11 protein-coding genes are annotated in these 11,738 nt (G+C 75.0%); 6 read left to right on the top strand and 5 right to left on the bottom strand.

Features of this window, described 5'->3' with window-relative positions; all coding sequences use genetic code 11:
- Window positions 1–204: 204 nt before the first annotated feature.
- On the top strand, window positions 205–1,071 hold the full coding sequence (locus tag QNO07_RS12245) for a glycerophosphodiester phosphodiesterase (protein ID WP_283991841.1): 867 nt from the start codon (window positions 205–207) through the stop codon (window positions 1,069–1,071).
- 182 nt (window positions 1,072–1,253) lie between these two features.
- Window positions 1,254–1,802 (top strand): methylated-DNA--[protein]-cysteine S-methyltransferase, encoded by a 549-nt coding sequence (locus tag QNO07_RS12240; RefSeq protein ID WP_283991840.1) that lies wholly within the window; start codon window positions 1,254–1,256, stop codon window positions 1,800–1,802.
- Here the strand turns inward: QNO07_RS12240 and QNO07_RS12235 are convergent.
- Window positions 1,782–2,723 carry a DUF3626 domain-containing protein gene (locus QNO07_RS12235; protein ID WP_283991837.1) on the bottom strand — a complete coding sequence of 314 codons (942 nt, stop codon included), beginning with the start codon at window positions 2,721–2,723 and terminating at the stop codon, window positions 1,782–1,784. The two genes, QNO07_RS12240 and QNO07_RS12235, sit on opposite strands and share 21 nt — an antisense overlap.
- Before the next feature lie 180 nt (window positions 2,724–2,903).
- Between QNO07_RS12235 and QNO07_RS12230 the strand changes: the two genes are divergently transcribed.
- Entirely contained in the window at window positions 2,904–4,178 is a 1,275-nt protein-coding gene (locus QNO07_RS12230; protein ID WP_283991976.1) for an MFS transporter, read from the top strand.
- 41 nt (window positions 4,179–4,219) lie between these two features.
- On the opposite strand, the gene QNO07_RS12225 is transcribed toward QNO07_RS12230, so the two are convergent.
- Window positions 4,220–4,960, bottom strand: a complete 741-nt coding sequence (locus QNO07_RS12225; RefSeq protein WP_502961823.1) for a PIG-L deacetylase family protein — start codon at window positions 4,958–4,960, stop codon at window positions 4,220–4,222.
- Window positions 4,961–5,086: 126 nt separating this feature from the next.
- On the opposite strand from QNO07_RS12225, the gene QNO07_RS12220 reads away from it, so the two are divergent.
- The 3 genes from QNO07_RS12220 to QNO07_RS12210 all read left to right on the top strand — a co-directional run bounded on the left by QNO07_RS12220 (window position 5,087) and on the right by QNO07_RS12210 (window position 8,901).
- Window positions 5,087–5,863 carry a class I SAM-dependent methyltransferase gene (locus QNO07_RS12220; protein ID WP_283991836.1) on the top strand — a complete coding sequence of 259 codons (777 nt, stop codon included), beginning with the start codon at window positions 5,087–5,089 and terminating at the stop codon, window positions 5,861–5,863.
- Between the two features lie 264 nt (window positions 5,864–6,127).
- Window positions 6,128–7,327, top strand: coding sequence for a CapA family protein (locus QNO07_RS12215; protein WP_283991835.1), 1,200 nt, complete (start codon window positions 6,128–6,130; stop codon window positions 7,325–7,327).
- A 128-nt stretch (window positions 7,328–7,455) separates the two neighbouring features.
- The gene (locus QNO07_RS12210; RefSeq protein WP_283991833.1) at window positions 7,456–8,901 is read left to right on the top strand and encodes a hypothetical protein; all 1,446 of its coding nucleotides are present in this window, start codon (window positions 7,456–7,458) and stop codon (window positions 8,899–8,901) included.
- Between the two features lie 71 nt (window positions 8,902–8,972).
- Here the strand turns inward: QNO07_RS12210 and QNO07_RS12205 are convergent, their stop codons facing one another.
- The 3 genes from QNO07_RS12205 to QNO07_RS12195 form a co-directional block, all read right to left on the bottom strand.
- Window positions 8,973–9,434 (bottom strand): type II toxin-antitoxin system PemK/MazF family toxin, encoded by a 462-nt coding sequence (locus tag QNO07_RS12205; RefSeq protein WP_283991832.1) that lies wholly within the window; start codon window positions 9,432–9,434, stop codon window positions 8,973–8,975.
- A 64-nt stretch (window positions 9,435–9,498) separates the two neighbouring features.
- The gene (locus QNO07_RS12200; RefSeq protein ID WP_283991831.1) at window positions 9,499–10,329 is read right to left on the bottom strand and encodes a hypothetical protein; all 831 of its coding nucleotides are present in this window, start codon (window positions 10,327–10,329) and stop codon (window positions 9,499–9,501) included.
- A complete protein-coding gene (locus QNO07_RS12195) occupies window positions 10,329–11,588 on the bottom strand; it encodes a VWA domain-containing protein (protein WP_283991830.1) in 1,260 nt (419 codons plus the stop codon). Before QNO07_RS12195 ends, QNO07_RS12200 begins: the two co-directional genes overlap by 1 nt.
- Window positions 11,589–11,738: the final 150 nt, after the last annotated feature.

Here is an 11,738-nt window from a genome sequence, read left to right as displayed (position 1 = left end):
CCCGGTCGGCCGCCGCCCTCACCGCGATCGCACAGCCGTGCGGGGCGATGTCCTCCCGCCTGCGGGGTACCCGCGACCGTCCGCTCTCGTTGCACCCGCCGACGCCCTCCTCCCGCCCCGTACACGCACCTGCCCGCCCTGGCCCAGGGCCCGGCTCCCGAAGCACCCGCAGTTCCGAAGATTCCGCAGACGTGAGGAGTCCCCGTGTCCCTACGCTCCGCCGCCTCCCTGGTGTGCGCGCTCCTGAGCTGTGCCGCTCTTGTCCTCGGCGTACCGTCCGCGCAGGCCGCCGACGCGGCACCGGTGACCGTCGCGCACCGCGGCGCGTCCGCCTACGCGCCGGAGAACACCCTGGCCGCCGTCGACCGGGCGCACGACCTGGGCATCACCTGGGTGGAGGCGGACGTGCAGCGGACCGCCGACGGCCGGCTGGTCGTCGTCCACGACGAGACGCTGGGCCGCACCACCGACGTCGCCCGGGTGTTCCCCACCCGGTACCCCTGGCGGGTGGGCGACTTCACCGCCTCGGAGATCGCCCGGCTGGACGCGGGCAGCTGGTTCGACCAGGAGTTCGCCGGTGAACGGGTGCCCACTCTGGCGGCGCTGCTGTCCCGCGTCGACCGCAACCGGCAGCGGCTGCTGCTGGAGATCAAGAAGCCCGAGCTCTATCCGGGCATCGAGCAGGACGTGCTGAAGCAGCTGACCGAGTCCGGCTGGCTCGAGGCACGGTACGTGCGCGGCCGGCTGATCGTGCAGAGCTTCGACGCCGACTCCGTCAGGGCGGTGCACCAGCTGGCACCGACCGTGAAGACCGGTTTCCTCGGCACCCCCGACGTCTCCGAGCTGCCGGACTACGCGCGGTTCGCCGACCAGATCAACCCGCGTCACACCACCGTCACCCCTGAGTACGTGGCCGCGGTGAAGTCCCTGCGCGGGCCGCGCGGCAAGGCGCTGCAGGTACTGGCCTGGACGGTGGACGACCCGGAGACGGCCGTGCGGCTGGCGGACATGGGGGTGACCGGCATCATCTCCAACCGCCCGGACGTGATCTACGACGCCGTGCGGAGGTGACGCGCTCCCGCGACCCCGGGCGCGCTCGAGGCGCCGCGGATCCAAACGGCCCTCGGGCCTGCGGAGGTCTTCAGGCCTGCGGAGGTCTTCGGGCCTGCGGAGGTCTTCAGGAATCGGTCCTCGGGACGGCGAAGGCGCCGTCTCCGGGGCCGGTGTCAGTGCCGCGTCGTAGGCTCCGCGACATGACCGACATCCCTGCCGGGCCGCCCGCCTGGACCGTGTGCGAGAGCCCCGTGGGGCCGCTGCTGCTCGCGGCGACGGACCGCGGTCTCGTGCGGGTCCTGTTCCACACCGGCGAGGCGCAGGCGGCGGCTCCGCTCGCCGACCTGGCCTCGCGGCTGGGCGCCGAACCGGTGTCCGACCCCGGGCACCCGGTGCTCGCCACCGCCGCGGCCCAGCTGGAGGCGTACTTCGGCGGCACGCGGACCACCTTCGGCATACCCCTGGACTGGTCGCTGTGCTCCGGCTTCCATGCCCGGGTGCTGCGCACGCTGCACCGCTCCGTGCCGTTCGGGTCGGTGATCGGCTACCGGGCCCTGGCCGACCGGGTGGGGGAGCCCGGGGCGGCCCGTGCCGTCGGCGCGGCGATGGGCGCCAATCCGCTGCCGGTCGTGGTGCCCTGCCACCGGGTGGTCGCGGCCGACGGCGGCATCGGCGGGTTCGGCGGCGGCGTGGAGACGAAGCGGGTGCTGCTCGCTGTGGAAGGCGTGCTACCCGCCGCGCTGTTCTGACACCGGGCGCCCGGTGGGCCGGCGGGGCACGGCCAGCCCACCGGTTCCCGGCACGGCGACCGGCGGAGGCGCGTCGCCGGAGGGCGGGGGCGCCCCGAAGCGCGCCAGGCAGTGCCAGACCTTCTTGAGTTCCTGCGGATCGTGCCGGCCGGTGCGGGCGGCGTCACCGATCACACCGGGGTCGAGACGGCCGCACCGGGCGATCTCCGCGCCGAGGTCGACATACCGCTGACCGCGGTAGTCGGCGTGGCGCCGCAGCTCGGCGACGCCGAGGCGGAAGCCGCCGTGCCACTCCACCGGGCACGGCATGCGGCGGGCCGCCTGCTCGACCGCGGTGCCCCGGTAGCAGGGGTCCAGGACGAGTGCCTCCACGTCGCGGTCAAGCCGGACCGGCCCGTGCACCTGCGCCTCGACGTAGTCGTCCAGGGCGTCCCGGCGGTCCGCCCGGGCGAGTGCGACCAGCCGCATCCGGGTCGCGACGCCGAACGCCGAGGGCTCCGCGGCGCTGTCGGGGTAGCAGAAGGTGGCACGTGCCAGCGTGCCCTCGGCGAGCCGCAGGTGTGCGGAACCGAAGCGCGGCGCCGCACCCGCCGCCCTGCGGCGGTGGTCGAGCGCGCCGTAGACGGGCCGGTCCTCCGCGGGAGCGTCGTCGTAGGCCCCGCCGAAGATCCGGCTCTCCCAGCACCACCGGTCGCCCCCGGGGCGGGCGGTCAGGCCCCCGTTGCCGGTACCCGTGACGAACTGCGAGCGGTACACGCCGTCGTCCGCGAGGGCGTCCAGCATCAGCCTGCCGTGCACGGCCCGGTCGGGGTGGAAGTGAGCGGTGATGCGCCAGAGCGGCGGGATCGGCGGCCCGGACGACAGGGCCGCGACATGGCGCAGCGCACGTTCCCGGGCGGTCCGCGAGGCGTCGGCAGTCATCGGGGCAGTGTGCCCCGGCCCCGCGCCGGCGTGCACCGGGGCGGGACGCACAGGCCGGCCCGCACGGTGTGGCGATCACCGTGCGGAACAGGCTGATATCCCTTAGCCCGTTCGGCCGAACGCTGGCAGACTGCGGACGTGACCCGCCCCTCCGATCCCGCCCCGGCCGGCGGCCCGCCCGTGGAACCGCCCACGGCCGGCACCCCGCGCGACGCCGTCCCGGTCGATCTGCGCACGGTCCGGCGCCGGACCACGATCGTCCTGGTCGCCAGCCAGATCCTCGGCGGCCTCGGCGTGGCCACGGCCATCGCGCTGGCCGCGGTGCTGGCCGAGGACATCAGCGGCTCCGCCGCCCTGGCCGGGCTCGCCATGACCTCTTCGGTCATCGGCACCGCGCTGCTCTCGCTGCCGCTGGCCGCTCTGATGGCCTCACGCGGGCGCCGGCCCGGCCTGACCCTCGCCTACCTGGTGGGGGCGGTGGGCGGGGCGGTGGTGGTGGCCGCCGCCGTGCTGGAGAACTTCCCGCTGCTGCTGCTCGGCATGCTGGCGTTCGGCGCCGGCTCCTCAGCGAACCTGCAGGCCCGCTTCGCCGCCGCCGACCTGGCGGAACCGGCCCGGCGCGGGCGGGCCATCTCGACCGTCGTGTGGGCGACCACGGTGGGGGCGGTGGCAGGGCCGAACATCGCCGCCCCGGCGGGCCGCAGCGTCTCGGGGCTGGGAGTCCCGCAGGCGGCCGGGCCGTTCGTGTGGGGCACGCTGATCTTCCTGCTCGCGGCCGTCCTGGTCTGGGCCGCGCTGCGGCCGGACCCGCTGCTGACCGCGCGGGCGCTCGCCGCGAGCACCACCGTGCCGCCGACCAGGGCCGAGCGCTCGCTGCGGGCCGGAGTGGCGGCGGTGGCCGCATCCCCCCGGGCCCGTCTGGCGCTCGTCGCCATCACCGGCTCGCACACCGTGATGGTGTCGGTGATGGTGATGACACCCGTCGACCTGCGGCACCACGGGGCGGACATCGAACTGATCGGCCTGGTGATCAGCGGGCACATCGCCGGCATGTACGCCTTCTCGCCGGTGATGGGCTGGCTCGCGGACCGGATCGGCCGCCTCCCCGTGATCGGCCTGGCCGTGCTGCTGCTCGCCCTCGCCGCGCTGCTCGCCGGCACGGCGGGAGCCGGCCACACGCAGAGCGCGGTGGGTCTCTTCCTGCTGGGTCTCGGCTGGTCGGCGGCGCTGGTGTCGGGCTCGGCGCTGCTCACCGACTCGGTGCCGCAGGCGGCCCGGGCCGCGGTGCAGGGCCTGTCGGACCTGTCGATGAACGCGGCGGCCGGAGCGGGCGGCGCGCTGGCCGGACTGGTCGTCGCCCAGGCCGGCTACGGCTGGCTGAACGCGCTGGCCGCGGCGCTGCTGGTGCCGGTGGCCGCCCTGGCGCTGCTCACCCGGCTCCGCGCCGGCCCCTGAACCACCCGCGGCCCGCGCCACCGCCGCGCTGGCCGGGCCGCCTACCGCGGGTAGAGGCGGAAGGTGAGGGCCCGGCGCCCGCCGGTCTGCTCGGCCGCGCCGGCGAGCACCCGGCCGAGGAAGGTGCGCGCGTACTCGACGGGATCCTGGTCGCTGAGCGCGGTGAGGTAGGCGCGGTGCTCGGCGAGCGAGTCGACGGCACGCCGCACGTCGGCCTCGCCTAGGAGCTGGGCGTGGGTGGGCCGCGAAGCCCCGGCGGAGGCCACCCACCGCACTCCGCCCCACGGCTCCAGCCCGTCCTGGGTGAGCTGGTCGGTGAAGATCCACCGGTTGCCCGCGTCTCCGGCGGCGTCGAGCGCGGCCCGGCCGACGGCGCGGTGGTCGGGGGTGTTCCAGAAGCCCTCCTCGCCCCAGGTGTCCTCGTGGTTGAGCGTGACCAGCAGTTCCGGCCGATGGCGGCGGATCGCCGCGGTCAGGTCGCGCCGCAGCGGTAAGCCCTCCTCGATGACCCCGTCCCGGTGGTCGAGGAACTCCACGGTCCGCACACCGACCGCCGCGGCACTGGCCCGCTGCTCCCGCACCCTCACCCGCGCCGCCGCAGCGGGGTCGAGCGAGTCGATGCCGGCCTCCCCCCGGGTGACCAGCAGGTACGCCACGTCCTTGCCCTCGCTGGTCCACCGGGAGACGGCTGCCGCAGCGCCGTACTCCAGATCGTCCGGATGCGCCACGATCGCCAGCGCCCGCTGCCAGTCGAGCGGCATGGCCGCCAGTCCTTGCGCCACAAGGGCCTCCTGTTGACGGTCTTGGTGGTGGCGGGTGCCGCCGGCGGACGCGGGCGAGCACCCTGGAGTGGGCCCCGGCGTGCTCGGGGCCGCGACGTACCAGCATGTCCGAAGGAGAGGCCCGCCATGCGGAAACCACAGCACCACGACCGCACTTCACTCCCGCACCAGCTGCGGTACGCACTCCGGCACCCCCGCCGGATCGTGCCGCACCTGCGCCGCCGGCTGCGCGACCGGCGTCTGGAGCGGCAGACCGGAGGCGACCACGTGGCCTACTACCGGGCCGTGATGCGGCACGACACCGCCCACAACCCGGAGGCGGCAGTGGGCAGCGCCACCCACGACCGCTGGCTGGCACTGGGCCGTATGCAGTACGACTACCTGCTGCGGCACGGGCTGTCGACGGGCGACCGGTTCCTGGAGATCGGCTGCGGCAACCTGCGGGCGGGGCGGCTGGTCATCGCGCACCTGGAGCCGGGCGCCTACCACGGGGTGGACATCTCGCCGGAGATCCTGCTGGCCGCACAGGACACGCTGGCCCGCGAGGGCCTCCAGGACAAGCGGCCGTACCTGACGCTGGTGCGGGACCTGCGGCTGACCCACCTGCCCGACGCCTCGTTCGACGTGGTGCACGCGCACAGCGTGTTCTCGCACACCCCGGTGGAGATCATCGACGAGTGCCTGGCGCACGTCGGGCGGGTGCTGGCGCCGGACGGCTTCTTCGACTTCACCTACAACCGCACCGAGGGGCCGGAGCACCAGGTGCTGCGTGAGGACTTCTACTACCGCACGGACACCCTGCTCGCGCTGGCCCGCTCGCACGGCCTGGAAGCGCGCGCGATGGCCGACTGGGACGAGTTGCCGCACAAGCAGTCCAAGATCCGGGTGACGCACCGGTCGTGACCCGGTGCAGGACGCGGCACCGGTCGCCGGCTGCCGCCCGAAAGGCGGCGCAGGGACGGGTGCGTCCGGGTGCGGCGGACGGGTGCGGCGGGTTCGGCGGACGGGTGCGTCCGGGTGCGGCGGACGGGTGCGTCCGGGTGGCCGCCACTCAAACGGGTGCAGGGACTGGTCCGTTCCGGGGACCACCCGGCACGGTTGCCGCGATCCGATGATCCGGTGGGCGTCAGTGGGATTGTCCCTTGATCCCCAGCGCGGAGTGGTCCCATGGCACAGCACACCCGCCTCGCAGCCGCCCTGCTCGCCACCGTGGCCCTGCTCGGGCCGCTAGCCGCGTGCGGCACCGCCGCCCCGGGGGCACCGGCGGCCCCGGCGGCAGGCCAGGGCTCGCCCCTGCCCGGCGCTCCGGCTGAGGCCCCGGCCGGGGGCCCGCCGCCCACCCGTGGCTTCACCCTGGTGGCGACCGGCGACATCCTCCCGCACGACTCGATCATCCAGCAGGCGTGGGAGGACGCCGACGGCACCGGCCACGACTTCGGGCCGCTGCTCGCCGGGGCCCGGCACGTGGTCGCCGACGCGGACCTGGCCATCTGCCACATGGAGACGGTGTACGGCGCGGACGGCGGCCCCTTCACCGGATACCCCACCTTCCGCACCCCGCCGCAGATCGCCCGCGCCATCAAGGACACCGGCTACCACTCGTGTTCCACCGCCTCCAACCACACACTCGACGCGGGCGCGGCGGGGGTGACCCGCACCCTGGACGCGATGGACCGGGTGGGGTTGCGGCACGCGGGGTCGGCCCGGTCCGCCACCGAGCGGGACACCCCGGTGATCCTGCCCGCCGGGGACGCCCGGGTCGCCCATCTGGCCTACACCTACGGCACGAACGGCAACAAGGTCCCGGCGGGCCAGCCGTGGCTGGTCAACCTCATGGACCCCGCGCGCATCGTCGCCGACGCCCGGGCCGCCCGACGGTCGGGGGCGGACGTGGTGGTCGTCAGCATGCACTGGGGCACGGAGTGGCAGGAGGAGCCCGACAGCAGGCAGCTGTCCCTGGCCCGGCGGTTGACCGCGTCGAACGAGAGCGGACGGCGGGACATCGACCTGATCATCGGCACGCACGCCCACGTGCCGCAGCCGTACGAGAAGGTCAACGGCACCTGGGTGGTCTACGGCATGGGCGACCAGGTCGCCGGCGTGATGAAGGACCCACGCGGCAGCATGGGCTCGGCAGCCCGGTTCCGGTTCACACCGCCCGCCGCGAGGGGCGGCACGTGGCGGGTGGAATCTGCTGAGTTCGTCCCGCACCTCATGGCCAGCTCCCCCCGGTTCGAGCTGGTCAACCTGCCCAGGGCCCTGGCGGCGGAGCCGGACCGGGCGGAGTTCCGCGACGCGCGCGACCTGGTACGGGGCGCCGCCCTCAGCCGGGGCGCCGCCGAGCACGGCCTGACGATGGGCAGGTGACCCGCGGCCCCCGCGTGCGCCGCGAAGCGGCGGCAGGCCGGACGGGCGCCGCGGTGGGACGGGGCGGCCGACCGCCGCGAGGCGGCCCGTAGAGTGAGCCTCCCGCCCATCCCCCGGAGGTCATCAGCGTGTTCGGCCGGCAACGCACCCGGAACCAGATTGCTCGGTACTCCGCCGACCTGAGCAGTGACGATCCGGAGATCCGCCGGGCGACGGCGTCCATCCTGCCGTTCGCGGACGACCAGCGCTGGGCCGTGTCGGCCCTGCTGGCGGCGATGGACGAGGAGCCCGATCCGCAGACGTTCGCCGTGATGGCGGAGAACCTGGCCTGGCTGCTGTGGCGCGACCCCGAGGTGCGCGAGGAGCTGGACACTCTCTTCGCGGACGCCCACGACTCCCCCGCGGACCTGGTGGCCGGCTGGCAGCGGTGGCGGGCAGGACGTGCGGATCAGGCGCCGCCCGAGGCGCCGGCGCCGCTGTCGGACGAGGACCGGGCATCGCTGCACGCGGACCTGAGGCAGGGACTGGATGCCTTCGCGTCCGGCGGCTGGGAGAGCGCCGCGCAGACCCGGGAGTCACTCGCCGAGGCGATCGAACTGGTCGCCGGAGCGCTGCGGCGGGTGGAGACCGCACCGAGCGGCAGCGAGCAGGCCCGCCGCGCCGAGGTGACCGAACTGCTCGACCGGGCGGGCGCACACCCCGACGGCAGCGAGCAGCGGGACGCCGTCCTGGAAGAGCTGCTGCCCGATGAGGACGCACCGCACTGGACGGACCGGCGGGACGTCGCCCTCGCCGTCGACGAGGCGCTGGCGCGGTGCGCCGACCCGGACCCGGAGCAGGTCCGACTGGGCCTGCGGGCCCTGCGCACCCTGACCGCCGCGGAGAACGGCGGCCCGGCCGACCCGGCCGCCGTCACCGGTCGGCTCGACGCCCTGCTGGCGGGGCCGTCGGCCCGCCCGGAGCTCCAGGGCGAGGTGCTGGACACCTACGTCACGCTGATCACCCGCCGCGGCGGTGTCGAGGTGCCCGTGGACCTGTTCCTGGAGGCGCTGGACAGCGAGGACCCGGCAGCTCGCGGAGCGGCGGCGCTGGGCACCGCGCAGCTCGAACTGGACGCCGAGAGCGAGACGCGCGCCGTGCACGCACTGACCCGGCTGCTGGACGATCCCGAGCCGAGCGTGCGCAGCGCCGCCACCGACGGGCTCGCCGGTCTGGAGTGTGCCGACCAGGACAACGCGGCAGCCGCCGAGTCGGCGCTCGCCGAGCAGCTGTCCGACCCTGACGCGGGCATCCGGGCGCAGGTCGTCCGGCACGGGGTGCTGCGCGGACGTGTGCTGTCCTACGCCGAGTTGGTCGTCGAACTGGAGGACCCGGACGTGGACTGGCGGTTCGTCGCGCTGGTCGCGGACCTGGGCGAGGAACTGGACGGCCCCGTGCCGCCGCCGCAGGCACGGCAGCTCCAGAGCTGCCTGCGCGCCCTGGAGGAGGGCGGCTGGGCCGCCCGGGACGTCTCGCAGCTCACCGAGGAGGAGCGCGCGGCGCTGCTCACCGACGCCCTGGCAGGCGTCTGCTGAGACCCCCGCGCCGGGGCGGTGCGGGGCCCGGTGGTGCCGGGCCCCGCAGAACGGCGCGGGTCAGCGCTGGGTCAGCGCCAGGCGTAGCGCTGCTGGAGGCGGTGCACGACCTGCCCGAACCGGGCCCGGTCCAGGGCGCAGGCCTCGCGCCGCATGCCCGTCGGGTGCAGGCGCAGTACCCGGTCGAGGTCGACCCACGACTCCCGCCCCTGGGCGTCCCAGGGGCCGCTGCCGATGGACACCCACTCGTGCTGGTCGTTCTGCTGACGGCTCGTCAGCTGCACGGCGAGCAGCGTGCCGGCCGTCTCGCGGGCCACCACCAGAACCGGGCGGTCCTTGCCGCGTCCGTCGTTCTCCTCGTACGGCACCCACGTCCAGACGATCTCGCCGGGGTCGGGGTCGCCGTCGGGGTCGGGCGCGTAGGCGGTCCGCACGCCGCGGACCTGGTCGGCGCGGGCCTCGGTGGTGGCGCCGGGGCCGGTCTGGCCCGGTGACCGGACCGGGCTGCTGGGCTGCTCGTTGCTCGGGTTCACGGCGGTCACCGTACTGTGCGGGACGGGTCCGCCCTGCGGCGGGTGCCCGTCCCGCACCGTACGGTCAGAAGCGCGGGCGGCGGACCAGCAGGTAGCCGCCGACACCGGCCACGGCGGCGAGCACGCCGCCGGCAGCCGTCCACAGCCAGCGGTCCGCGAACCAGGGCCCGTTCCAGCCCGACTCCGGCTCGGCGACCGCGAGCGCCCGGGGCGCCGATCCGCTGCCGTCCTCCCCGTCCTCGTCCTGTCCGGTGCTGTCCTGCCCGCCGCCGTTCCCGCCGCCGTCGGCCGGCGAACCGGCCTGAACCGCGGGCAGTAGCGGTGCCGGCAACGAGCCCCCGCCGCGCCGGGCGCCCTCGGCGCCCTCCGCGGACACGCCGACCCGGACGCGCAGCGGCAGGCCCAGGGCCTCGTCCGGCAGGGACACCGCGGTGAGCCGGAGGAAGTAGGCGCCCGGTAGCGGACTGTCGGACCACTGCTCGGCCCACGGCTGCACCGCGCGCAGCGTGCAGGTGAGCGTGACGGTCTCCGTCTGCGGCCGCGTGACGCGCCGCGGCGCGCCCGCCGCGCACGGCTGGTGCCGGCGCAGCCCGTCGTGGACGTCGACCTGCCATGCGGTGTTGCCGGCTCCGGCCGCCGACTTCGGCAGCGTGACCGTCGCCGTCACCGTGGGCACCTCGCCCGCTGCGGCGGCGAACGCCCAGTACAGGTAGTCGCCGACCGCGCCGACGGCCTCCGCCTCGACGCCCTGCTCGATGACGGTCGCGCTGCGGAAGGTGGTACCGGCCTCCTTCAGGTCGCCGTCCTCCCCGTCGGCCGCCGCCGGCACGGCGGCACCCGCGAGGAACGCCACCGCCAGGCCGAGGGCGGCTGCCGCTCTACGTGCGCTTCGCATCAGTTAGCTCCTCGTACGGGTCGGCGAAGCCGGCCCAGCAGCCCGGCCAGCGCGCCGGCGGCCAGCCCGGTCAGGGTCAGCAGCACCAGCGGGACCCAGCCCCTGGCCAGGCCGAAGTACGCCGCGTCGCCCGCGCCGGAGGGCGCCTCGACCACGTCGACGGTGAGTTCCACCGGCATGCCGGGGCTGGTGGGTACGGACTCGGGTGCGGAGAACGAGTGGCTCGCCTCCAGGCACACCACCCGTTCCTCGTCACCGGTCCACGGGTAGCGCAGGCCGGTGGACATCACGTCCGTGCGGCCGTGTCCGGCCTCCGCCCCGCGCACCAGTTCCCGGCCCCTCTCGGTCACCGCTCTCAGCAGCACCGAGTAGTCCCGGTCCACGGCCCGGTCGGCCGCCACGCTCACCGAGGCCCGCAGCTCCTCACCTGGCTTCAACTCCACCCGGTACCAGCGGTGCTGGCCGAACTCGGCCCGGTCGGTGTACACGCCGGCCGTCAGCTCGGGCGCCGTCGCGCAGCGGTCGGCGCCCTCGGCGGGCGCCGGGTTCTCCACCGGCGTGTCCACCGAGCGGCGTACCAACTGCTTGAGCCGGTCGGAGAGTTCGTCGGTGCGCTGGACGGCGGTGTAGGTGCCGCCGGTCGCCTCGGCGATGCAGCTGAGCTGCTCGCGCACCTTCGCGTCGCCGGCCAGACCGAGGGTGTCCACCGTCAGCTGCGTCCCGGCGGCGGCCAACTCCCGTGCCACGTCGCAGGGATCGGGCAGACCGCAGGAGTCCTCACCGTCGGTGATGAGCACGATCCGGCGCGTCCCCTCCCCCGTGCCGAGGTCCTTGGCCGCTCCTCGCAGCGCGAAGCCGATCGGCGTCCATCCGGTCGGGGCGAGCGTGGCGACAGCCGTCTTCGCCTCCCTGCGGTCCACCTCCCCGACCGGGTACAGCTGTTCGCTGTCCACGCAGCCGCGTGCCTTGTCATCTCCCTTGTAGTTCGCGCCGAGTGTCCGGATGCCCATGTGGACGCCTTCCGGGACGGCGTCGATGACGTCGTTGAACGCGCGCTTGGCGGCGGCCATCCGGCTTCCGCCGTCCACGTCGCGCTTGCTCATCGAGCCGCTGACGTCGAGGACGAGTTCCACCTTCGGAGGCACCTGCGGCGTGTCGGGTTCTGCGGGTTCCGCGGCGGCGCTCGACGGCAGCGCCCACACCGCCATGGTCGCGAGCAGTCCGCACAGGACTCCCGTCGACCGTCTTCCTATGATCATCTGGCGGATCCTATTGACCCGCGCGCCCAGCGCCAAAACGGGCCGCACAAAGACGACATGGGCGCGAAACCGCACCTGTGCCACACGAGCCGGCAGGCAGCACACACGGCGCGCCCGCCCGGTCCCGTTGCCGGTCGCACACGGATCGAA

The organism is Streptomyces sp. 549, assembly GCF_030124175.1.
Lineage (GTDB): Bacteria > Actinomycetota > Actinomycetes > Streptomycetales > Streptomycetaceae > Streptomyces.
This window is presented reverse-complemented; position numbering and strand designations above follow the sequence as displayed.